At 60.7% G+C, this 24,649-nt stretch carries 16 protein-coding genes; all 16 read right to left on the reverse strand.

Going from position 1 to position 24,649, the window contains the following annotated elements:
- Positions 1–95: 95 nt before the first annotated feature.
- Entirely contained in the window at positions 96–1,022 is a 927-nt protein-coding gene (locus FHK92_RS07030; RefSeq protein WP_181287433.1) for a ketoacyl-ACP synthase III, read from the reverse strand.
- Between the two features lie 341 nt (positions 1,023–1,363).
- On the reverse strand, positions 1,364–4,255 hold the full coding sequence (locus tag FHK92_RS07035) for a TIGR00180 family glycosyltransferase (RefSeq protein ID WP_181287434.1): 2,892 nt from the start codon (positions 4,253–4,255) through the stop codon (positions 1,364–1,366).
- Positions 4,256–4,317: 62 nt separating this feature from the next.
- Positions 4,318–7,899: a glycosyltransferase gene (locus tag FHK92_RS07040; RefSeq protein ID WP_181287435.1), complete on the reverse strand. Its 3,582-nt coding sequence runs from the start codon at positions 7,897–7,899 to the stop codon at positions 4,318–4,320.
- A 111-nt stretch (positions 7,900–8,010) separates the two neighbouring features.
- Complete coding sequence (locus FHK92_RS07045; RefSeq protein WP_181287436.1) at positions 8,011–9,576, reverse strand: flagellar hook-associated protein 3; 1,566 nt, start codon at positions 9,574–9,576, stop codon at positions 8,011–8,013.
- Positions 9,577–9,589: 13 nt separating this feature from the next.
- Positions 9,590–11,656, reverse strand: a complete 2,067-nt coding sequence (flgK, locus tag FHK92_RS07050; protein WP_181287437.1) for a flagellar hook-associated protein FlgK — start codon at positions 11,654–11,656, stop codon at positions 9,590–9,592.
- A 10-nt stretch (positions 11,657–11,666) separates the two neighbouring features.
- Entirely contained in the window at positions 11,667–12,971 is a 1,305-nt protein-coding gene (flgJ, locus tag FHK92_RS07055; RefSeq protein ID WP_181287698.1) for a flagellar assembly peptidoglycan hydrolase FlgJ, read from the reverse strand.
- A 14-nt stretch (positions 12,972–12,985) separates the two neighbouring features.
- Positions 12,986–14,056, reverse strand: coding sequence for a flagellar basal body P-ring protein FlgI (locus tag FHK92_RS07060; protein WP_161798353.1), 1,071 nt, complete (start codon positions 14,054–14,056; stop codon positions 12,986–12,988).
- Between the two features lie 45 nt (positions 14,057–14,101).
- A complete protein-coding gene (gene flgH / locus FHK92_RS07065) occupies positions 14,102–14,797 on the reverse strand; it encodes a flagellar basal body L-ring protein FlgH (RefSeq protein WP_030141114.1) in 696 nt (231 codons plus the stop codon).
- A gap of 72 nt (positions 14,798–14,869) precedes the next feature.
- Positions 14,870–15,655: a flagellar basal-body rod protein FlgG gene (gene flgG, locus FHK92_RS07070; protein WP_030141115.1), complete on the reverse strand. Its 786-nt coding sequence runs from the start codon at positions 15,653–15,655 to the stop codon at positions 14,870–14,872.
- 49 nt (positions 15,656–15,704) lie between these two features.
- Positions 15,705–16,442, reverse strand: coding sequence for a flagellar basal body rod protein FlgF (locus tag FHK92_RS07075; RefSeq protein ID WP_144928307.1), 738 nt, complete (start codon positions 16,440–16,442; stop codon positions 15,705–15,707).
- A gap of 174 nt (positions 16,443–16,616) precedes the next feature.
- Complete coding sequence (gene rffA / locus FHK92_RS07080; protein ID WP_181287438.1) at positions 16,617–17,768, reverse strand: dTDP-4-amino-4,6-dideoxygalactose transaminase; 1,152 nt, start codon at positions 17,766–17,768, stop codon at positions 16,617–16,619.
- A gap of 51 nt (positions 17,769–17,819) precedes the next feature.
- Entirely contained in the window at positions 17,820–18,497 is a 678-nt protein-coding gene (locus FHK92_RS07085; RefSeq protein ID WP_181287439.1) for a metallophosphoesterase family protein, read from the reverse strand.
- A complete protein-coding gene (locus tag FHK92_RS07090) occupies positions 18,478–19,455 on the reverse strand; it encodes an ATP-grasp domain-containing protein (protein ID WP_181287440.1) in 978 nt (325 codons plus the stop codon). The genes FHK92_RS07085 and FHK92_RS07090 overlap by 20 nt, the downstream gene beginning before the upstream one ends.
- The gene (locus FHK92_RS07095; RefSeq protein WP_181287441.1) at positions 19,452–20,300 is read right to left on the reverse strand and encodes an NAD-dependent epimerase/dehydratase family protein; all 849 of its coding nucleotides are present in this window, start codon (positions 20,298–20,300) and stop codon (positions 19,452–19,454) included. The genes FHK92_RS07090 and FHK92_RS07095 overlap by 4 nt, the downstream gene beginning before the upstream one ends.
- Positions 20,297–21,025: a class I SAM-dependent methyltransferase gene (locus tag FHK92_RS07100; protein ID WP_181287442.1), complete on the reverse strand. Its 729-nt coding sequence runs from the start codon at positions 21,023–21,025 to the stop codon at positions 20,297–20,299. Before FHK92_RS07100 ends, FHK92_RS07095 begins: the two co-directional genes overlap by 4 nt.
- A gap of 45 nt (positions 21,026–21,070) precedes the next feature.
- The gene (locus FHK92_RS07105) at positions 21,071–24,607 is read right to left on the reverse strand and encodes a glycosyltransferase (protein WP_181287443.1); all 3,537 of its coding nucleotides are present in this window, start codon (positions 24,605–24,607) and stop codon (positions 21,071–21,073) included.
- Between the last annotated feature and the right edge of the window lie 42 nt (positions 24,608–24,649).

Here is a 24,649-nt window from a genome sequence, read left to right on the forward strand (position 1 = left end):
TGGAAAATGGCGTCAATAAATCGCAGGGCAGCGTCACGGGCAAAAAAAAGCGCTTCAGGTCAACCTGAAGCGCTATTGGGATGAACAGGATTCGATCAATCGCGATAAAGAATCGCCGATCCCCACGACAGGCCCACACCGAAACCGCTGATCGCGACGCGCTTCCAGTCGGCATCCAGGACGTGCTTCTCCAGCAGCAGCGGAATGCTCGACGACACGGTATTGCCGGTCTCGACCATGTCCTTGATGAATTTCTCAGGCTCGCCCTCGAAACGCCGTGCCACGGCATCGACGATCGCCGCGCTGCCCTGGTGAATGCAGAACGCGTCGATGTCGCTGGCTTGCAGCGACGACTCGTCCAACAGCTCATGCAAATGAGCGGGCACTTTCAACAAAGCAAAGTTGAAGACCTGGCGACCGTTCATGAAAAACACACCGTCGCTGACCTTCAGGTGCGGCGCACCGGAACCGTCGGTGCCGAACTTGGATTTGCCCAATTGCCAGTTGGCGCCCTCGGCCATCCACGTGGCCGTGGCGGCATCGCCGAACAGCATGGTGGTGTTGCGGTCTTCTGGGTCGACGATTTTCGAGTACGGATCGGCGGTGACCAGCAACCCATTCTTCAGCCCTGCGGCCTCCATGAAGCCCTTCAAGGCATAGATGCCGTAGACGTAGCCCGAGCAGCCCAGCGAGATATCGAACGCCGCCACGTGGGTCGGCAGCCCGAGCTTGTCCTGCACGATGGCAGCCGTGTGCGGCAGGCCTTCCTCATCACCGTTCTGGGTGACGACGATCAGCGCGTCGATGGATTCGCGCGAAAGCTGCGGGTTGTTGGCAAACAATGCGTTGACTGCTTGGACACACAGGTCCGAAGTTTCCTGGTCTGCGTCTTTGCGAGGCAGGAACGCCGAACCGATCTTGCCAAGGATGAACTCTTCATCCTTCTCGAATTTGGCACCCTGAGCGTAGTTATCCACACCAGCGGTCGGCACATAACTCGCTATGCTTTTTATGCCAATCATCATGGCTTCCCGATCATAAACTGCGACTAGGTTCACCCCCAAAAGCTCAGGGGCGCTTCAAAATGGTTGATTTCCAAGGGCAGAAGCCGTGCCAGGCGTACGCACGGGCCTCCACTCCGGGGAATACAATACAGTGAAGATGCACTTTATGACCTATGCGTCACGCCGTTTTGTCCTGAAGAGGCATTTTTTCATGACAAGCGAAGCGGCGACATTCGCTGCAACGGGTGCAGGCACCGGCCCGGAATCTTGAGAAAAGTGGAGGATTTCGGCGAGAGCGCCGACAGGTTCAACCTGTCGGCGCCAAGAGGACGCCTCGCAAGAGGCGTGTTATGCGGCGGTCAGTTCAGCAAGTCGGTCCAAGGTACGTTGCGCACCGGCCCCAAGGCGAAACCCGCGCCTTGCAGCGCCAGGTTGCCATTGTAGAAGCGATCCTGGGCGAACGCCCCGGACCACTTCTCACGCAGCGCCGCAAGCGCCTGCGGCGTACTTGCCAGCACGCCGGGCTGGATCAACTGCACATGGGGCGTCCATACGGTCAGATAACCGGCCTGGCCAACCCTGAGGCAGAGGTCGACGTCACCCAGGGCATCATCGAACAATCCTGTGTCAATGCCATCAGCCGCTTCGAACAACTGCTTGGAAATCATCAGGCAGCCAAAAGACACTGCCGAACAATTCTGCTCGACCACCAACCTGTTCATATAGCCCCGGGCGGTCTTCGACTCGCCAACGAAGGCCGAGCCGACGCTGTCATTCAAGCCCAGGATCAGACCGGCCTGGGTGATTCGTCCATCGCGTTCGACGAGCTTGGCACCGACAACGCCGACTTCCGGCCGCAAGGCTTGATTGAGCAGTGATTCGATCCAGTTGACGTTGACCACCTCGCTGTCGGCCGCGAGCGCCACCAGGTAATCGCCCTTGGCTTCCTGACTCGCAGCGTTGATCAGAGACCCCGTTGCGACGCCCGCATCAATATCCAGCAACCGGACGCGACTGGCCTGGTGCCCCTGGCCGTCAAGCCAAGTGCGCAGTACGGGATGGTTTGCCGCCATGGTGGGCACCAGCACTTCGTAGCGCTGGTACCGGGTGCGTTGCAGTACGCTGAGCAAGCCACGTTGCAACACCGTCAGATCATCGACGCCGTGGACAATGATCGACACCATGGGGCGCTCGGCAAAGCGATAATCGATTTTATGGGTCCCCGGCACGACTGCGCTCACGTCGGCTTGATAACCACGAACCGCCAGATGACGCAGCAATGTCTTGCGCTCATCAGCGTTGTCTTCCACCACGGGCGCCTGGCAGATCAGCAGAGGTTCATCCAGATGAGCAAGCCCCTCCAGGCCGTCCTGCTCGATCAGGCGCAACAGCAGGTCGAACTCCATCGCGTTCTTGAACTCGCGCGAATAACCGCCGAGCTTTACCAACGTCTCACGACGTATCAACCAATGACGACCCATCATTGCCGGGTTGCTTTGCAGCAAGTCAAGGTTGAATCCTGGTCGGAAGACATCGGCCAGCGTACCGTCAGGCTGACGCTGGAACTCGTCCATAGCCACGGCCTGGCATGGCGCGTCCAGCAGCTCGACACCCGCGCGGAACAGGCCACCCGGCGTCAATTCATCGCCGGCCTCGGCCATGACCATCCAGTCACAATCGCTCTGGCTGACGACCTGGTTAATCTTATCGACGTAGTTGCTTTCGTTGACTTTGACGAAATGCAGCACGCTCTGCGGCGTCGTCTCGGCCGGCAGGTCGCCGGTCGTGAACACCACAATCTTGAACGCCCGGCAGTAGCCATTGATGATGCTGTCGAAGGTGGCCTGCATCTTGAAGATATCGGCTTCCAGGTCGAGGATCAAAATGCCGAACGTAGGTCCACCCTTGCGAGCCGCCAGGTATTTTGACACTTGTTGGGCTTCACGCGCGCTCGGCTCACGCGCCTCGAGCCAGCGCAGCAATCGGCCGGAACGTGTGTCGTCGAACAACCGCGCGGTATTTTCGAACGCTGCCGCCTTGAGCCGTTGGTCCCAGGCCTGGAGCATCTGCACGTAGCGCGTGTCACCCTTGGCCTGCATGAGCCCCAGCAGTTGCTTCACCAGGTCCTGGTTGAACGCATAGCTCAGGAATGCCCTCGCCAACTGTTCATCAAGCGGCTCGGCGCTGGTGTTGCGCTGGGGGCGGGAAAGCTCCTTTTGCTTGAGCATGGCCGCTTCCAGCTCCTTCAACTGCACCTGCCCGCTCGGCGCGGCATGAAGCAGGAATTCCAGTGTGGCGAGCACGTCGAAAAAAGCCTGGTTATAAAAGGGCAACTCAACGTACTGCGTGGGTTCGAAACGACGAACCGGCTCAGCACGCCGGGAATCCCAGGTCGACTCGAACAGTTTTCCCGACGGAGGCACCGAACGCTCAGCGAGCTTCTTGACGATGCCCCGGGCATGTTCTCGCACCGAAGCACCCGCGCCGAAGGCGGCGGCCAGCGTTATGGCCAAACGCTCCTGCTCGGCAACCGCTCGCATGTCCTGGGTACCCGGCGTCATGGCGACCTGGCTTTGCGGCTTCCTCACGCGACTGCGTTCATGGACGCCATAGGGAATGTCCAGCAAGCGGACCTTCGCATCCGCCACCACCCCATAGGAATGGCCGGCCTCCTGTAACTGCGAGTCAAAACCGGCGGGCAACGACGCGTAGCTGCGTCGCAGGGTTTCGGTGCGCGTAAGGGCATTTACCAGTGCGGGGCAATCTTCGGCAAATGCGCTCAGCCGGGCTTCAGCCGAGGGGCCGGAGTAATCTTCGCAGCCCTTGCGGTCGAGCAAGTAATAGTCGACACGGTCGGCATGGGCCTCGAACGCCACGCTGTAGCCTTGGCAGGCCCCGTACTCGCCGTGCGCTTCCAGGAAATCCATCGCCTGTTCAAGTGCCAGGGGCAGCAGGAAACTCTCGGCATCGGCGACAGCCAGGTAAGGCGTGACGACGTGCTCGACAGCCTGGCGAACCTTGTCACCAAAGCCACTCGCCGTGGGCGCGTGTAGGTATTGCACGTCCGAGAATGCTGCCGTGATCCCAGTGTCGACCCGGCTCGATGAGTCGACGACCAGCAAGGTGAATGAACTCTCACTGTAATAATGCAACGCCCGCCGCAAGGCAGTCGACTGGTCGTGAGCGAGCAGCACCAGGGTAAACCGTTCATTCAACAGTGCAGTCGATCCTGTTGGGACATTGCTTTGCATATTCATTCCTTAACGGGTAGGTGGCCGCATCAGCGACACCGGGAATTCGAGATTGAACCTGGTCAATCCGGCAACCAACCATTGGCCCAGTACTGCAGGTTATCGCCGCGCAAGACGAAGTCGCGCAACACCACTTCACGTAATTCATCGCCCATCCGGTAACTGGCAATCGGATCCGCCAGGTGCATACGGATCGCTTCCAGCCATTCTTCGGTGCTGTTGCTGAGGACCCGGGTGCAAGGCAAGTGCCCTCGGTAAGCCTCGGTATCCGAACAAATGACCGGATAGCCGCACGCACCGTACTCCAGCAGTCGGAGGTTGCTTTTGCAGTCGTTGAAAATATGAAATTCCAAGGGTGCCAAGGCCAGATCCAGGTTCAGGCTGGCAAGCTTCGCCGGATAGGCCGCCAGGCTCACGCCAGGATGGAACTCATGGATAAAGGGCTTGAGCATATCCGGGCACATGCCAAAGAAAACCCACTCCACCTCGTCAGCCAGTTCCCGGACGACATCGGCGATAAGCTCCAGGTCACCACGGTGGCTGGTGCCGCCTCCCCAACCGATACGCGGCTTGCCGGAGGTTGCACGCTGGCTGCGGAGCTGATGCCACAGGCCGGCCGCCAGCATGTTCGGCACCACGCGGATGTCGTGGTGCATGCTGGACAAGGCGTCCGCCAGCGGATGGGTGGACACCACGACCCGATCGCACTGGGCGATCCCTTGGCGCAGCAAGTCCTCGAGGTTGTCCGGCATATTGCGACGGTGTTCGTTTTTTTCGGGGACCCTGGCGATGTAGTCATCCAATTCATAGATGCGCATGGCATTGGAGTAAGTCTTGACCTGGGCAATGTCCTTGAATTTACCGACGTTATAGCGCCCTTGCAGGATAATCACATCGGGTGACTGGCGCTCGATGTCGATGATCGAGGGCGTATCGTAGGCCACACGCCCGACGATTCGACCCGCCGCTTCCAGTTCGAACAACGGCTGGCTGACTCGGTAATGCCCCACTGCCGAGGTATTGACCGCCATTCCCAGGATCGACGGCACGTTGCGGGTGATCAACGGATTCCAGCCGGTACGTGGCCCAGGCTCAAGACTGAAGCTTTTCCCAGTCAGGGTCAGGTTACGGTTGTAGGCAGGATCGTTGGCGACCCGGGGCAACCAGCGCTGATAGAACGCCTCTTGTTCATGCTCCAGGCGCGCCTTCCACGACGGATCACGACTGGCTTCCAAGCCGGGCGCCAGCACCACATCACTGTGAGGTGTCGTAACAATCAAGTAACCGTTTTTTCCGACTTGCTGGCAGAGTTCCAGAGAATTGATGCGCTGCGTTGTGATCGATTCATCGAACCCGCCGACCTCCTCCAGAACCTGCTTGCGCACCAACAGACAATGGTCGCCAACGGCACTCCAGTTCTGCACCGTCTGCAAGCGTTGCATATAGCCGCCAGACGTCACCGATTCGTTGACGAACGCCCTGCCCGCCAACCCGTCCAGCCCCATGATCATCCCGGAGTCGATGACCCGGCCCTGCAGGTTGAGTGTGCGGGGCCCGACGATACCGACCTCAGGACGCTGCCCATGATTGAGCAGTTCGTCCAGCCAGGCGGCCTCCAGCACGATGCAATTGGGACTGAGCAGCAACAGGTATTCGCCACGGGCCTGCTGTGCGGCGAAATTGCGGATGACGGCTTCGCTGGCGCTTCCCGGATGGAAGAATATTCGCAACTTCTCACTGCTCAGCTCGGCCATGGCCCGCAGCCAATGCTGCAACTCGGTGCTTTCACTGGCGTTGTCGACGATGATGATCTCGTAGTTCGGATAAGCCGTCGTACTGAGCAGGCTGTCGACGCAACGCTCCAAGGCGCTCAGATCATCCTTGACGCTGATAATAATCGACACCAGTGGCCGCTCGGTGAACAGGTATTCGATACGCGGTATCAACGCCAGGAGCGGCCCGGGGTGAAGCCGGTGCGGCACGCCGATGCGCTGCAGATGAACACTGATCAGCCGGGCGTTCTGCTCGATGACTTCCGGCAGCGACAGCCATTGGGCGAACGAAAACGCCGACTCGACCTGGACCTCCGGAACATGTCCAATCGCCTGCGGTCCATCCGTTTCAACCAATCGCCAGATCAAGTCGTGGGGCGCCAATTCCCCCAGGCTCGAATCAAATCCACCCGAGACCAGGAATCGAGCGCGCTCGAAAGCCAGTGTTCGGCCGACGTAGGGATAACCGCGCATCAAATCGAGATTGAAGTCGGGCTTGAAGATCGGCTCCGCCGATTTTTCGTCCACCAGCGCGCCTTCATCGCTATAGATACAGGCCGCACCCGGCGAGCTGACAATCCGATCGGCCATGACCAGGAGCGCTGACTCCGTCAAGCGATCGCCGGCACGCAGCAGATAGAACCAGTCGGCCCCGTCCAGTTGCGGCAACAGCCCATTGAGCTGCTGGACCCAGTCCGCCTGCAGGCCGAGACGCAGGACATGGTTGTCCATCACCTGGCGACCGTTGGACAACAGCAGCACCGATTCGCAGGCATAAGCCTGGTCAGCGATGCTCTGCAGGGTGATACCCAACGCATGAGGATCGTCCTGCTCGTCAATGATGACGGGGACGATCGTCGGACGATAAGCCCAGCGCGCGATCTGCCGGGACAAGACTTGCTTGCGCAATGGGCTGAAACGCCGACATGCCAACCACTGCACATAGAGATCCGCGTAGCTCTCGATGTCAGTGCCGACTTGCGAGCCGATGACGCCCTGCCGAGTCGCGATGATCGAGTAGACGTTGATTTCTTCCCATTCGGACGTCCCCTGGTCCTGGCTTCGATCCAGCGCCTGGTAACGCACCCAGCCACTGGCTGGCGCCGGCTCGCCGCTGCGCTGGGTGAGCATTTCCTTGAGCCAGTTCAATTCGACCGTGGCCGCCTCAAGCATCTTGTGCTGACGCGCAAGGCGCTCCGGATGCAACCGTTGGCCACTTCCCTCGGCGTATAACTGGACCAGGTGACCCCGGCGCAGCAGGCAGATGAACAAGGCAAAATCCAGGACCGCCTCGAAGCCTTCACCGGGCCGCGCCAACGCTGGCAGCAAGGCCTCGACATCGGTGCGACGCATCATTGCGCCACTTAAACCGCCCAGGATATTACGGGTGGTCTTTTCAAAATATGCCAGCATGTCGCTGCCGTTGAACAGCGCATCGAACTGGGTGATGCCAGTGTTCTCGACGCGAATCGGCAAGGCGTAATTGTCTGCATCGATCAAATGATGCTTGTTGATCACCAGCGATACCTGTTCATGCTCCTGCAGGATGACGGCCTGTTGACGGACGCAGAACGCCAGCAGTTGATCGTCATCGCACAGAAACTTGATGTACTCACCCCGGGATTCCTCGAGGCAGCGCAACAGGTTCTGCTGGAACCCCAGCCGCTCAGGGTTGTGCAGGTAGCGCACCGCAACATTGGAGCTTGCGCGAAGCTCCCGGACAATCAGCTCGATTTCATCGGTGCGGCAATCGTCGCAGATGACGATTTCAAGGTTCTCGTAAGTCTGCTCGAGCGCGCTTTGCAAGGCGAGGCGGAAAAAGCGTGAGTGGTACGCGGGGATGGCAATGCTGACAAGAGGAGCTGATTTCACACGCTTGGCTCTCAACCGGTGGGCGCCAACTCAGGCGAGAGCAGGACGTCCTGAATCATATTAAGGAACGGGCCAAGGGACCGCGCTTGGCGTCACGGTCCCCGCCCTGGATCAGATTTTGTTGAACAAGCCCAGTTGAGCGATTTTGCTGAACGCCAACTGCGACGCTTGGAGCATAGTCTGCTGCAAGGTCAGGCGCGTCATCACTTCCGCCGGGTCAGAATCACGAATCGCCGACTGGGTCTGCGAGTTAGCCAGGACGAAGCTCTGGTTGGTGTCGCTCTGGGTGTCGAGCGACTGGCCACGTCCACCGACCGAACTCAACGCACTGGTCAACTGGTCAGTGCCGCTGGCCAGGTTACCAATACCTGAAGCCAATGCCGCGTTCAGTTTCTGGATAGCGATGTTGTCGCCCGCCGCCGGCGTGTTCAACGCAGTGCGCAACTGGTTCACGGTGTCCAGGATGTTTTGCGTCTCGTGGGTGTTGACCGCGATGCTGAACTGATCGTTGGCGGCCGGCGCCCCGTTGAGTGTGAAACTCACGCCGGATGCGGTAGCGACGTTGCCTGCCAGGGTACCGCTGGATACAGGTTTGCTGTCAGAAGTCAGCGGTGCGGCATACAAGTCGAAGTCCGTGGGACTGGTGAACTTCAGCACCGCCGACCCCGCCGGGAAACTGGCATGGTAAGCCGTCGGATCGGTGATCTGGCTACCCGTGATTTGAGTCACGGTGGCGTTGCCCGGGCTGCGGGCCGGCGTGAAGCTGTCCGGTTTGGCGGCCAGAGTGAACGTATGTCCGGGCAACACCGTGCCAGCCACGTCGCCCGCGTGCAGGTTGACGTTCAGCGTGAGGTCGACGCCGCGAAACTTCACGGTCTGCCCGACTTGGCTGTTAGGGTCGATGGCACCGCCCTTGCTGGCTTCGGCGGTCACATCGTTGCCGGCCGAATCAGTGATTTTCAACTGGGTGCCGCTGGCGAATTCCACCGTGTACGGCTCGCCACTGCGGAACTGGCTGCTGTAGGAAACGCTGGACGACACTTGGCCGTTGGTCAACACCACGCGGCCATCATCCACCGCCGGCGCGGTCATGGTGACCTGGGTTCGGCTGGTGTTGACCGCTTGCTGGAACGCTTCCCAGCCGGTGCTGTTGGTGGCCATGGACATGGTGTCGCCGATCGGCAGGTCCAGGGTGACCTGGTCGCCGTTGTAGCTGTAGGTGCCGTCGTCGTTGCGGGTGAACGGTACGACATCGCCCTTGGAGCCGGCGAAGATGTACTTGCCGTTTTCATCCTTGGTGTTCATCAGGCTCAGCAATTGGTCTTCGATCGAGCCCAGTTCTGAAGCGACTGCCTTGCGGTCTGAGTCGGTGTACGCGGCGTTACCGGCACTCACGGCCAATTCCTTGGCGCGCTGCAGCACGTTGCCGATGCTGGTCATCACCGCTTCGGTGGTGCCGAGGGTGGCCTTGATGGTGGTGACGTTGGCTTCGTACTGGGACAGCATCGAGGCCTGGTTACCCAGTTGCAGCAGACGCGAAGCCCCCACTGGGTCATCAGCGGCGGTGTTCACACGCACCAGGCTGCTGGCTTCTTCGCTGGTCTTGACCACCTTGGCGAAGTTTTTCTGGTAGTTCGCAGCCGTGCTTTCGTAGAACTGAGAAGTAGAAATGCGCATGGGCTACGGCTCCTTAAAGACTGTTGATCAGTGTGCTGAAAATTTGTTGCGCCGCCTTGATGATCTGCGAAGACGCGGTGTAGTACTGCTGGAATTTGACCAGGTTGCCGGTTTCTTCATCCAGGTCCACGCCCGACAGCGAGTCGCGAGCGGTCTTGGCGTTGTCCAGGATCGCGCCGGTGGCGGCGCTGTCGAGCTTGCCTTGGGCGGCCTTGGCGCCGACGCCTTCCACCAGTTTGCCGTAGGCATCGTTCAGGGAGATGCCTTTGCTGGCGGTGTTGGTGTCCACGGTCTTCGCGGTCTGCAAGCCGGCCAATACCGTTCCGTTGCGGTTGTCCAGGCTGCCGGGCTGGCTGAGGCTGATATTGATACCCGCGCCATCGGACGGCGCGCCGGCAATCGACATGTCGAACGTGACGGTGCGCTGCACCGGCGGTACGGACGAGTCCATGATCGCGGCACCGGTGGCATCCTTGAGCGGAACGCTCAGGCTCAGCGTGTTGCTCTGGCCGGGCTGGATCGTGCCGCTGCTGATCAGGCCACCCTTAGCGTCAAGTAATTGATAGGCCTGGCTGCTGCCACCGGCAGAAATCGCCCCGAACACCACCTTGACCGGCATCGAAGTCTTGATGCCGTTCTGGATGATGCTGGTGGTGGCTTCGTCGTAGATGTCCAGCTTGGTGGTCATCGTCGGCTGGCCGCTGGACGGGATGGTCAGCGTGCCACTGTCGCCTGGTGTAAGGGCAGCGCCCAGCGGCGCGGCGATGGCCAGGCGCTTGGAGTCGGTCATCTCGGTCTTGATGCTGCCCGCCGCGTTGCGGGTCGGGGTGATCTTGAATGAATCGCCCGCGGCCGCGGTGCCGCTGGCGAAGGTCAGCGAGAAGCCATCGACCACTGGTGCCGGCGTGGTGGCGGTGTTGAACGCCCCCATCGAGGTGTTATCCGGCAAGCGCTGTACGGTGTAGTCGGTGGCGCTGGTGAAGGTGATCTTGTAGTCGTTGGTGGTCAACTTGCCGGTGTCTTCGATGGACACGTTGAAGTTGCCGGAGCCTGCGCTGTTACCCAGCGAGGCGACGCTGCGCTGGCTCATCTGGGCAGCGCTGTTGATGCTGCTGAACAGGTTGGAACCAAACGCACCGTTCTTGTCGATGCCCGAGGCCTGGATGCTGTTCATCTGGTCGGCGACGACCAGCGCCACGCGGCCCAGCTCGTTCATGGCCGGGTCGAGCACAGTGCTGCGGTAGCGCATCAGGCCGCCGATTTCACCGCCGGTCATGACCTGGGTGATGTCCATGACACTGGAGCCGCTGTTGAGCTGGATGCCAATGCGGCCGGGATCGTTCTTGTCCGGCACCGCTTCGAGTTTGTTGGTGATATTGCCCATCACCAGTGGCTGGCCGGAACCCAGGTAGATGTCCAGGCTGCTGCCGTTCTCGACGACCTGAGTGCCGGTGAAGGTAGACAGTTGGCGAATGGTCTCGCTGCGGGCGTCGAGCAGGTCGTTCGGCGCGCCGCCGGCGTTGGAGACCTCGGCGATTTTCTTGTTCAACTGGGCGACGGTGGTGGCCAGATTGTTGATCTGCTCGACCATGTTCGACAGGTTGCCGTTGATGTTCTGGCTCTGCTCCGTCAACTGGCTGGCAACCGAGTTGAAACGGTTGCTCAAGGCCTGGGCATCGCTGAGCAGCAACTGGCGGGACGCGTCGTCGCCCGGCTTGGCGTTGACGTTCTGTACCGAGGCGAAGAACTTGGTCAGCGCGCCGTTGAGGCCGGTGCCGCTGTCCGACAGCAGGGAATCGAGCGGGGTGATCTGACCTTGGTAGGCCGCCGCATCGCTGTTGAGCGAGGTGGTGGTCTTCAGTTGCGCTTCAAGGTACGAGTTATAGACCCGGCGCACATCCGCCAGGGTCGTGCCGGAGCCGATGAACACGTTGCCGTACTGGTTCGACGCCTTGGTGGTCTGCACGGTCTGCTGACGCGAATACCCAGCGGTATCGACGTTGGCGATGTTGTTACCCGTGGTCACCAGTGCGGTCTGGCTTGCGGACAGACCCGACATCCCGATATTGAGCAAACTCATGGTTCAGACCTTATAAAGTCGTTGTGGCACCGGCCGAGGCGTAGTTTTGGTAACTCGTCATCTGCCGGGCTATGTTCGAAATCTTGCTGGCGTAGTTCGGGTCGGTGGCGTAACCGGCCTTCTGCAACTCGCGTACAAACTGTTCCGGGTTATCGGCAGACTTGAGCACAGCTTGATAGCGATTGTTGCTTTGCAGCAGGTTGACCAAGTCATGGAAGCTGTCGCGATACGAGGCGTAGGAACGGAACTCGGCCGTCTCCTTGACCATCTCGCCATTGCGGAATTCGCTGGTGATCGCCCGCGCCGAATCGCCCGTCCAGTTCTTGCTGGCCTTGATGCCGAACAGGTTGTGGCTGCTGCTGCCATCGGGCTGGCGCATCACCGATTTGCCCCAACCGGTTTCCAGGGCGGCCTGGGCCACCAGGTAGCGTGGGTCGAGGCCGATACGGTCGGCGGCTTCCTTGGCCATTGGCAGCATGGCGTTGACGAATTCGTCGGCATCGCGGAAGGCCTTGCGGGCCGGTGCCAGGGGCGGCTGGGCCACGGCGCGGCCATAGACCTGCATGTCGCCTTTCGGCTCGGCAGCCTTGAGTGCGGCCAGCCAATCGCCGTTGGCCAGTTCGCCGGTGGCCGGCTTCACGGCAGCGACAGCGCGGTCCGGCAAGATGTTCTGCGCCGGGGCGTCGAGATGAGTCGACGCCGAAGGCACCAGGCCGGCGAGCAAGCGATCCGCCAATTTTGGCGGCAAGGCCAGGCGGCGCTGGTTGAGCAATTCCATGTCGTTGCGGTGTTCGCCCTCGCCCGCCCCGTGCGGCGTGCTCACGGCGCGCGAGGCCCAGAGCGGACGCTGGCCATTGCTGCGCGACAAAGGCCCGTCGGGCAGCGTTCCGGCCGCCACAGGCGTGGGCACCGCAGCCTTGGTGGCCTTGTCCAGCGCTTCCTGCTGCTTGGCCGCCGACAGCGTCGCCGCTTCGCCGGGCGCCAACGGTTTGTTCTTGGACATCTGGCGCAGCAACACATCAGCCAGGCCGATACCGCCGCCCTCGCGGGACATGGAAACGGCCAACTGCTGGTCGTACATTTCCTGGTACTGCTTGGCTTCCGGCGTGTTCATCGGATTGTCCTTGCCCAGGGCCTCGGTGGCCGAACGCATGGACTTGAGCATTTCGCCGAGGAACAGCGACTCGAATTCCTGCGCCACCTTGCGCAGGTTGCCGTCGCTGTTCTTGTCGCCAACCTTGAGCTGGTTGAGGCGATTCAAGTCCGAGTAGGAACCCGAATCCCCGCTGACCAAGGCGCCTTTGCGCATATCCACCATGACCGTTTTCCTTAAATCACGATCAGGTCGGCTTGCAACGCGCCGGCCTGCTTCAAGGCTTCAAGGATCGCCATCAGGTCGCCCGGTGCCGCGCCGACCTGGTTCACCGCCCGGACGATTTCATCCAGGGTGGTGCCCGGGCCGAACTTGAACATCGGCTTGGCTTCCTGCTCGGCATTGACCCGCGAACGCGGGACCACGGCGGTCTGGCCGTTGGACAACGGGCCCGGCTGGCTGACGATCGGGTCTTCGGTGATGGTCACGGTCAGGCTGCCGTGGGTCACGGCGGCCGGCGAAACCTTGACGTTCTGGCCGATCACGATGGTGCCGGTGCGCGAGTTGATGATGACTTTCGCCACCGCCTGGCCCGGATCGACTTCGAGGTTTTCCAGGATCGACAGGTAGTCGACCCGCTGGCTCGGATCCAGTGGCGCGGTGACTCGAATCGAGCCGCCGTCGATGGCCTGGGCCACGCCTGGGCCGAGCATGTCGTTGATCTTGTCGACGATGCGCTTGGCCGTGGTGAAGTCGGAACGGTTGAGGTTCAAGGTCAGGCTGTTGCCCTGGTTGAAACCACTCGGCACCGCACGCTCAACCGACGCACCGCCAGGGATGCGACCGGCCGACGGAACGTTGACGGTGATCTTCGAACCGTCGCGGCCCTCGGCGTCGAAACCGCCCACCACCAGGTTGCCCTGGGCGATGGCGTAGACGTTGCCGTCGATACCCTTGAGCGGCGTCAGCAACAAGGTGCCGCCACGCAGGCTCTTGGAGTTACCGATGGACGACACGGTGATGTCCACTTGTTGACCTGGCTTGGCGAACGCCGGCAGATCAGCACTGATCGACACCGCCGCGACGTTCTTCAACTGCACGTTGCCGGAGCCGGCCGGCACCTTGATGCCGAACTGCGACAACATGTTGTTGAAGGTCTGCAGGGTGAACGGAGTCTGGGTGGTCTGGTCGCCGGTACCGTTGAGGCCCACGACCAGGCCGTAGCCGATCAATTGGTTGGAACGCACGCCGGAAATACTGGCGATGTCCTTCAGGCGCTCGGCTTGAGCGGTGAAGGCTGCCGACATCACCAGGGCACCGATCAACAGCTGCTTAAGATTCAACTTGATCACCTAGAAAGGGAACTTCGGGCTGAGGAAGAAACGGTCGAACCAACCTGGCTGACTCGCATCGGCAAAGGCACCAGTGCCCGAATAGGTGATGCGCGCATCGGCCACGCGAGTGGACGAAACGGTGTTATCGGTGGCGATGTCATCGGCCCGGACCATGCCGGCGATACGCACCAGTTCGTCACCGGTGTTGAGCGTCAGCCACTTCTCGCCTCGCACAACGATGATGCCGTTGGGCAGCACATCGGCGACGGTCACGGTGATCGAACCGGTCAGGCTGTTGCTCTGGCCCGACTTGCTGTCGCCCTTGGTGGCGCGGTCGGCACCGTAGCCGGCGTTGAGGCTCAGGTCGTTGCTGCCGATCGGGTTGTTGGTGGTCAAGCCCGAACCGAACAACGACGTCAGGCCGACGCTGGTCTGGCTGGTCTTGTCCATTTGCGAGTTGGCGTTCTTGCTGGCCTGGGTCCGCTCGTTCAGGGTGATGGTGATGATGTCACCGACCCGGAAAGCCTTGCGGTCGCTGTATAGGTTCTGCTCGAAACCGGCCTGGTAGATCGAACCGTTGTTGGCCGCCGCCGGCAACGGTGTGCGCGGCAACACCGGAGCGTAGTACGGGTCATTGGGCCTTGGCGTTGGCGCGACACAGCCCGCCAGTGCGGTGATCCCACTCAATGCCAGAACAGATACGAAGCGATTCATGACCCTACCTCTTGGTGTTGCAGGCGACCCTGGGGCCGCCCTGTCTACGTAATGACGAATGTTGCGACGCGATTACAGGTTCTGCGTGACGAACGAGAGCATCTGGTCGGCGGTGGAGATCACCTTGGAGTTCATTTCGTAGGCGCGCTGGGTGGTGATCATGTTGACCATCTCCTCGACCGTGCTCACGTTGGAGGTTTCCAGGGTGTTCTGCAGTGTGGTGCCGAAACCGTTCAGGCCAGGCGTGCCGATTTGCGGCGCGCCACTGGCGGCGGTTTCCAGGAACAGGTTGTTGCCCACCGCTTGCAGGCCGGCCGGGTTGATGAAGTCGGCGGTCTGCAGGTTGCCGATCACTTGGGAGGCCGGGTTGCCTGCCACGGTGATGGACACGGTACCGTCGCGGCCCACGGTGAAGGTCTGGGCATCGTTCGGGATGATGATGGCCGGTTCCAAGGCGAAACCACTGGCGTTGACGATCTGGCCGTTGGAGTCGAGGTGGAAGGTACCGTCACGGGTGTAGGACGTGGTGCCGTCCGGCTGCAGGATCTGGAAGAAACCGCGACCGTCGATGGCCATGTCCAGCGGCTGCTCGGTGGTCTGCAGGCTGCCGGCGTTGAAGTTCTTCTGGGTGCCGACGATGCGCACACCGGTACCCACTTGCAGGCCCGACGGCAGTTCGCTGTCCTGGGTCGACTGGGCGCCTGGCTGGCGTTTTACCTGGTACAGCAGGTCCTGGAACTCGGCGCGATCACGTTTGAAACCCGTGGTCGAAACGTTCGCCAGGTTGTTGGAAATGGTGGTCAGGTTGGTGTCCTGGGCGGACAGACCTGTTTTGGCAACCCATAGAGCCGGAAGCATTCGATTCTCCTCGTACGCCTGTTTTTCGGCGCAGCGCTGTAATTAATGATTAGATCTGCAAGACCCGAGCCATGGCTTCATCGCCTTCTTTGGCGGTGTTCATCATCTTGACGTGGAGCTCGAATTGCTTGGCCAGGGCCAGCACCGAAGTCATCTCATCCACGGCGTTGACGTTGCTCGCTTCCTGGAACCCAGACACCAACTGCACGTTGGCATCGATGGGCGCCGGCTGGCCGTCCTTGGTGCGGATCGAACCGTCCAGGCCCTTGGTCATATTCTTCAGGTCAGGATTGACCAGCTTGATGCGGTCCACTTCAGCCATCACACGCGGGCCTTCGCCCATGGCGCGGATGCTGATGGTGCCGTCCTGGCCGATTTCGATTTTCTGCTCCGGTGGTACGGCGATCGGACCGCCATTGCCCATCACCGGCATGCCGTTGCCGGCCCGCAGCACGCCCAGGGCGTCAACATTGAGGCTGCCGGTGCGCACGTAGCTTTCACCGCCGTCGGGGTTCTGCACGGCCATCCAGCCCGGCCCGCTGACCGCCACGTCCAGGTCGCGACCGGTTTGCACCAGCGCTCCCGGGGTGAAGTCAGTGGCAGGCCGCTCGGACATGGCAAACGCCCGCGCCGGAAAGCTGTCGCCGAACACCGGCATCGAACGTGCCTGCTCCAGGTCTTTCTGAAAACCGTTGGTGGAAATGTTCGCCAGGTTGTTGGCATGGGCCCGCTGCGCCAGTGCGTTCTGGCTGGCGCCGGTCATTGCCACATAAAGGTACTTGTCCACTGTCGTTCCTCTGCATGCCGGACGTTTGCCGCCCACTGCTGTGTTGCACAGCCTTAAGCAAATTGCAGACCAACTTTTTTCTGGCGGGCCAAGCCCCGGAAAATAAAGGGTCCCGGGGCGGCGCAGGGTGTGGATGCGTTATGTCGAAGTCGAAAAACCGGCGGAGTTATGCCGCTAGGTGGCAAGCGCCGCCAACGCATCGCCGAGCACATCGACCACCCGGTCTTGCTGTTCGTTCGTCAAACCGAGCCATAGCGGCAATCGCAACAGACGCTCGGAATAGCCATCGGTAATTTCCATTGAGCCGTGCACACGCCCATACCGCACTCCGCCGGGCGACGAATGCAGCGGTACGTAGTGGAACACCGCGTAGATGGCATGGCTCTTGAGTTTTTCAAGAACAACTTGGCGCTCGACACCAGGGGCCAGCAGCACGTAATACATGTGAGCGTTGTGCTGGCAATTTTCAGGCACTATCGGACGACGCAACAATCCTTGCAGCTCAAGCTCTGCCAAAGCGCCATGGTAGTGATCCCAGATTGCCAAGCGGCGATTGGTGATGGACTGAGCCTCTTCCAACTGGGCCCAGAGGAAGGCCGCGGTCATCTCTCCCGGCAGGAACGAGGAACCCACCTCTTGCCAGGTGTATTTATCTACCTCACCCCTGAAGAATCGACTGCGATCGGTACCTTTTTCGCGGATGATCTCAGCACGCAATGCCATTACAGGGTTATTGGCCAGCAAAGCCCCGCCCTCCCCCGAAATGACGTTCTTGGTTTCGTGGAAACTGAACGCCCCAAGGTCGCCGAGGCTGCCCAACGCCCGCCCCTTGTAAGTCGACATCACGCCTTGCGCAGCGTCTTCCACCACCGCCAGCCCATGCTTGTGCGCAATCGCCAGGATCGTGTCCATCTCGCAGGCCACGCCGGCATAGTGGACGGGCACTATAGCTTTGGTCCGCGACGTAATCGCCGCCTCGATCAGGCGCTCGTCCAGGTTCAGGGTATCGGGACGTATATCGACGAAAACCGGCACAGCGCCACGCAGCACAAAAGCGTTGGCCGTGGAGACGAAGGTAAACGAAGGCAGGATGACTTCGTCGCCAGGCTGGATGTCCAGCAGCAACGCCGCCATTTCCAGCGCTGCGGTACATGAATGGGTAAGCAACGCCTTGTTGCAGCCTGTGTGCGACTCCAGCCAGCGATGGCATTGCTTGGTGAACGGACCATCACCGGCGAGCATGTTGCCGAACTTGGCCTGGGCAATGTAGTCCAGCTCCTTGCCGGTCATGAACGGGCGGTTGAAGAGGATCGTTTCTTTGCTCATTGCGAACTTCCCTGGGCGGGCATGGTAGTGAGTAGCACACAGCAAAAAACCTCAAACCGCACTGATCCGCCCACCGATCTGGCTGCCAATATCAAGGTTTTCATAGAAGTAAGGGGTAAAGCCGGCACTCTTCATGGCGAGCTGGGTTTCACCGATATCGTATTCAATCCGGTGCAGGTTGAACGCTTCGCCATCCCAAGTGGCGAAAGCTGCCCGGGGATCACCATCACGTGGTTGGCCAACTGAACCGGGATTGCAGTACGCCTTGCCCTCGCCGCTCCAAAGGTGCTGGACGTGGGTATGACCCGATGCGAAATATTGGCCGGGCAACGGTGCAAAGTACGCCTGTGAGGGGCGCAGGTACTCGTCCAGCGGATCGTTCCAGCCACCATGGACGACGCTCAGTCCATCCTCTGTGGAGCGCTCCGGGAGCGATCCCAGCCAAGCCAGGTTCTGCGAAGTGACGACCCGCTGTTGATAGTCAAGGCAGACATTGGCGCTATTGGAACGAGGGCATCGCTCATTCCTGGCCAGGTACCAGTCATGATTGCCCATCACCGAGAATATGTTTCGCTCGCGCAGGGCGTCGCAACACTCATTGACTTGACTGTAGTAACCGGCGGTATCGCCCAGGCAGATGATCCGCGACACCCCGAGCGCATCAAGCTTGGCAAGCACCGTTCGAAGGGCGCTGTAGTTGCCATGTACGTCAGAAATGATCCCGATCATAGACAATGAAATCCTCTATATAACGAACAGCGAAACCACTGCGAATGGTTGGCCGGGCCAGCGTCTTGCCGTCGAGGTAATAATCCAGGCACATCGCGGCCTCGTTGTAGCCAAACGCGCGACGTATCGAGCTGGTCGAGGAAATACGCGGATTGATCTCGAGCAGGCTCCATGAGCCGTCCTTGCCACGACGGAACTGCAAGTTGGTCGGCCCTACCGGCTTGAAGGCACGGCACAACCGGGCGACCACGTCGTCCAGCGAATCATCCTGGTATACCCAAGCCTTGGCGGTGGACCCATCGGAAGCCAGCTTGCGCTGGAAGGCAATCATTGGACCCGTATCGCCTCGACCGTCGCCAAACGCCGCCACCGTAAACTCATCGGCCGCGCTGCCAATAATCGGCTGCGCCATGAGGTGCTCACCGAGCAGCGCGGCGTGGGGGATGAAATCGCCCTCCTCGCGAACCCAGACCAGCCCTTTGGAGGCATAGCTCCGGCGTGGCTTGAGCAGGAACGGCAGGCCCAAGGCCGCCTTGAGCGAGTGAAAATCTCCCGACAGCAGGCTGGGAATGCGACTGGCATCGCCCAGCGCCACCAATGCCTGGTCCATTGCCCACTTGTCCCTGGAAAGCTCGATCAGGTTCTGATTATTGAGCACGACCTGACAAGCAGACTCCGCCAATAATGCGCGGTGGTCTGACAGCCAGTGAAGATCCTGTTCGATCCCGGGAATGAGCAAATCGACGTGGTGCCGCGCCAGCGTATCGCCCAGCCATTGGCCGTACCCCGGGTCGGCGGTCAACGGAGCTTGCGCGAACACATCGCTCCAGCCGCGACCGACCGCATCATCATAGATATCGGTGCCAACCAGGCGAACGGACGGGTCCGCCGCACGCAACGACTTGAGCAGGCCATAACCCATGATGGCGCCTACGCCAGTCACCATGACGGTCTTCATGACAAGCTCTCCCGGTGCGCCCTCATCAATTCGAAGCCCCGGCGAACGTCTATTCGCGGGATAAAACCAATTCGCTCATACAGCTCATGCGCGAGGTCGAAAGGAGGCAGATCAGGAATGTCGCTTTTCTCCGGCAGGAAGCGCACAGCCGACGGTTGGCCAAACGCCTCGAAGGCGGCCTGGGCGATTTCCGAAAGACGGGGGGATTCGGGGTGGCCGCAGTTGTACAACCCAGCAATGCCCTTCTCCGCCAGCCGCGCGCAGACCTCGGCAAGATCACTCAAATGCAGGTAATTGCGCCTGGCGTCATTGCGACCATACAACTCGACGGTTTGCCCCGCCTGCGCCTTGTCCGCGATGGCGTACAACAAAGGTTGATGAGGCCGGCATTGCTCGCCGCTGTCGTAGACCTGGCTGATGCGCAGCACCGTCAACGTCAGGCCGCGCTCCTGGCAATACAGGCTCGCCACTTCCTCGGCATGACGCTTGGACAGCGAATAGATGCCGAAGTAGGGATCCGTCGGCCGGTCGCAGGCCGAACGCGACGACAGGAGAATGAAATGACGCGCCCCGCACTGTTCAGCCAAGCGGCAGGCCGCCAACGTACCGACGCTGTTGACCTGTTCGGCGCGCACCAGGTCGTCCGGCTGGCGACCGCCGAAATCGGCAGCGACCAGCACGACGACGTCGAAGCGCTCGTCGCAAGCGCAAGGCTCATGGCGGCTCAAGTCAAAGGCAATATCGGCATCCCGGCGCCCCGCCAACTTGACTTCGCCAAGGCGCGACAACGCAAGGGCGACCGCACCGCCGATGACGGATGTACTGCCAATTACGAGGCTTTTCATGACGGGGCGACTGTTGCTTCAAACATCAGCGCACAACTGAGCTCCGGATAATCGATGCCCACAGTGCACATGGCCTGGACGATGTCCGCCCCCAGGTTCAACGCTTTCAGTTGTCCGGTGGTGAAGGGCTTGAGGAACACACCTTCCTTGCGCACGACCTGGAGCCCGGCGGCTTCCAGTTCAGCGGTCAGGGTCTGTAGCGAGTAGCTGCGCACATGGCCCAGTTCCAGATCGCCACTGCCCAGCGCCATCATGTCGCCCAACAGTCCAGCCGCGTGACCGAACCGTCGATGCAGCGACTCGCCATTGGGAACCAGCACGAAGCAGCGGCCACCCGGCGCAAGAAAATGCTTGAACCGTTGCAGCACGACCTGTGGATCCTCGACATGCTCCAGCACAAACCCCATCACGATGAGGTCGAAACGCTTGTCGGTGTCGAACGTCTCGAAGTAGCTCTCGACGACTTCGGCCGCATTGTCCGGGTACTGGGCCTTGAACTGGGAGATCACCGAGGCGGAGCCATCAATGACCACGTGTTCGCGGAAAAACTGCGAAAAGCGATGGGTGCTGAAGCCATGGCCAACGCCAAGCTCCAGCAAGCTTTGCGCCTGGGTGCAGAGCGCCATGATGCGCTGGGGATACCAATTGAGAATGATGTTGTTGTCATACGCGTAGCCAAAGCTGTCGCTGTAGGCGGCGATGAACGTATCCAGATCGTTGCTCATGTCACATGCACTCCGCTGCGCGGCAAAAGTAATAGTCAGTACGGATCAATCAGGCAGCCAGGCTTGTCGCCAGGCCTCCAGGCGCTCGCCTTCGAGCAGCCATTGTGTCCGCACGGTCGATTGCAAGGCGTCCCCCAGCGTCGCAGAGGCTTCACGGTCTTCCAGATGCAAGCGAATCGCCCTGACCCAGTCTTGCGCCTGGTTATCGACTCGCGTCAGCGGCAAGACCTCGCCCCCGACGAAACCGGGCACCCGGCTGCAAATGACCGGATGTCCGCATGCGGCATGCTGCAAGACACGCAAGTCACCTGAACAGGCGTTGCCGAGGGAGTGCGCCATGGGCACAAGCGCGAGGTCCAGGTTCAACGCGGCCAGGGCCGTTGCCAATTGCTGCTGGGGGACATTGGGGTGCTGCTCTTTCAGGAAAGGCTGCAACGCCGCGGGGCAGTCACCCAGCACCACCCAATCCACTTCGCCGGCGAACGCAGGCACCACATCGGCCAGCAATTGGGTATCCTTGCCGCCCAGCCAGCCCAGGCGCGGCTTGGCCCCCACGCGTCGCTTGCCTTGCACACGCCCCCACGCGGCCGGCAGCCGGGCTTCCAGCACGCGAATGTCGTCGTGCTGGCCTTGCAGCAGTTCGGCCAGCGCAGGCGTGGGGACCAGTACCCGATCGACCTGCAGCATCCCGAACCGCAGGCGCTCCAGCAGTTCCTCGGCGGAGCAATCAACCTTCAAGTCCATTTCCGGCAAATACCCGTCCAGATCGTAGACCGTGAACGCCTTGGAGAACGCCCTCAGGCGGCTCAGGGCCAGTAGCCCGGCGTCATCCAGAGGACGCTGCAACACCACGGTAGTCGGCGCCAGGCGCTCTATTTCTACCGGCGACAACAGACTCGAAACCGCCACGCCTTCGACCTGCCCCGCTTCAAGCAAGGTACTGAACGGTTGAACCAGTCGAGAATAGGCCGCTACCTGCTGATCGGTGACGCAAACCAGCATCCTCGGTACGCTGCCTTGCAACGGATACCAGCACAGGTCCGAATTTTCCCGGGAGAAACCTTCGCCGGCGCGCAATGAAAAATTAGCGTTGTAGGCAGGGTCGTGGGCCAACTGCGGCAACCAGCGCGCCAGCATGGCGTCCTCCTGCTCGCTACTGGCGCGCAGATTTGACACAGCGTCCATCAAAATACGTGCGTAGGGCGTCCAGACGTTCAGATAACCTGCCCGCTGCAACTTCAGGCACAAATCAACGTGTGTCCAGGGCGCCAGCAATGGATCGATGTCGAAGCCGCCGGCCTCAAGGAACAGCGCTCGACGCAACATCAGGCATTCGCCGCCCACCGCGGAACAGTTCTGCTCAAGCCCAAGCCGCCCCATGTCACTCGCAGCCTCAGCTGACAACCCCCCGAAAGCCCCGCCGACAATGCCCCCAAGTCCCAATACGAGTCCGGCCTGGCGCACACGCCCCTGGCTATCCTGCAACTTGCCGCCCACCGCCCCGATTTCCGGGCGCTGGGCATGATTAAGCAATGCTTGCAGCCACCCCGCCTCAAGCACAACGCTTTGCGCATCGAGCCAAAGCAGGTATTCACCCCGCGCGTCTTGCGCCGCCGCGTTGCACATGGCCGCACGAGACTGTCCCGGCATGAAACGCAATGCCTGGAACCGGCCTTCGCCCATCGACTCGACCAAGCCCAGCCACTCGAGTAATGCGGGGTCATCGGCGCCCGGCTCGATCAGCAAGACTTCAAAATCCACAGCGTCAGTCTGCATCAGCAAACTTTCCAGGCAACGCTGGAAATTATCCAACTGCCCTTCCAGATAGATAAGGATACTGACCGAGGCCTGTCGCTCGTGCCCATAATCGACACGATAACGACCTGGCTCCAGTGCTATCGCTTGGGCCTGGCCATAGCCACGCGCCTGTAAGTGGGCGTCGATGGCGGCGCGCTCATCAGCGCATGCCGACTGCCGCAGCTCGTTGGCGATCAGCAGGGGTTCGCTGACATGGCCAATGCTCGCCATGCCTTGCTCGCTGATCAGGCGCAGCTGATAAGCCAACTCGAAGGCGCCACCGCAGCCATTGTCAAAACCGCTCAGGCGCATCAGCACCTCACGACGGTACATCCAATGACGGGAAAGGCTGGAGGGAAACGCCAGGAGTAAATCCAGATTGAGGTCGGGCCGCAACGAAAGGTTGACAACCCCGCCCATACGCAACGCCTCGTCGGCGAACACCGCCAGACAACTGTCAGGCGCATCGAGCAGATTCAGAGCCATCATCAGCAGCCCCGCAGCGGTGAGCTCTTCGCCCGCCTCGACCAGCAGTAACCAGTCGGTCTGGGTGCTGGCGAGCAAGCCGTTGATCGCTTCCACCGGCTGCTTGGGATCGCACGCCAACCACTGGACATTGACACGCCCGGGATCAGCCTCCCCCATTACGCAAACATGGAGGCGCTGGTACAACTGTCGATCCAGACTGTCCAGGGTGTGCGCCAGCGCCAATCGATTGCCGTCATCACGGACCAGGACAGTGAAGCTCGGCGCCGCCGAGCTCGCCAAACGTTCATTGATCAAACGCAACTGCTGCGCCAACGGGTAGCGTTGACGCAACCAGTCCAGCACACCCAGACGGTTACCGACGGCCTCTCGGGCAGCCGTCGCCTGGGTCTTGGCGATAAACACATCCAGCTGCTGCCAGAACGACGCGGTGCGTTCAACGTAACGTGGCAGGGCGTCATCAAGGCTTGCTCGGGCCTGATCCAGCGCGTCCGGCTGATCAAGCATGGCAAAGCCGACGCTGCCAAAGAAGCTGGTGTCGAGCAGCGGCTGGTCGACGCCATGTCCCGGAATGAATATCACCGGACATCCACACAGCACGGCCATTACGCAGGTCATCGACCATTCATAGGAATACATCACCTCTGCCTTGCGCAGTAGCTCGGCCAGCTCAGGCAGGGATACAGGATTGGCCATGCTCAGCAGACGAACATCCGCTGGCAGCAGCGAGTAGTCGACCTGATCCAACGGGTGGCGGTTCTGGTAGAGATAGCTGCCCTTGCGCACGGCGCCAGCGCCCACCGTCGAAAACATTTCGATATCGACCGCCGGCAGGCACAACAGGTCGCCGGCAAGGTCACCACGGTGCTCGGCGAGCCGGGCCGCGTAATAGAACAACAAATCGGTGGGCGCGGCGTTCATGCCTTTGCCGGTGAGAAACCCCTCGAAATTCAACAGGAAACGCGCCACGACCGGACAGTTGAGCGGATTGCCTGGAAACACTTCGGGGTAAACCGCGATCGGCACCTTGCCCGATGCTATGTGGCGCTGCTTGATTGCGGAGGTGATCACTGGCGTCTTGAGGTCTGGATTGACCACTTCGGTGCCACAGATGTAAGCCTCACGACCACTGAGATTGAGCATATGGCAAAGGTAATGCAGCGAGACGACGCCCGACGACGACTCACGGTATGCCGGTGCCAGGAAGTAATATGGGTGTTCGGGCTTGGCATACATCAGCCGCAGGCGCGCCAACGCCTGTTCGTGCGAGTAAGCGTCCAGCTGCGCGAGGTTCGACATCGGGTGCAATCTCCAGAATCAAATCAATCAGGGGTGTCGCAA

The organism is Pseudomonas brassicacearum subsp. neoaurantiaca (assembly GCF_013608025.1).
GTDB lineage: Bacteria > Pseudomonadota > Gammaproteobacteria > Pseudomonadales > Pseudomonadaceae > Aquipseudomonas.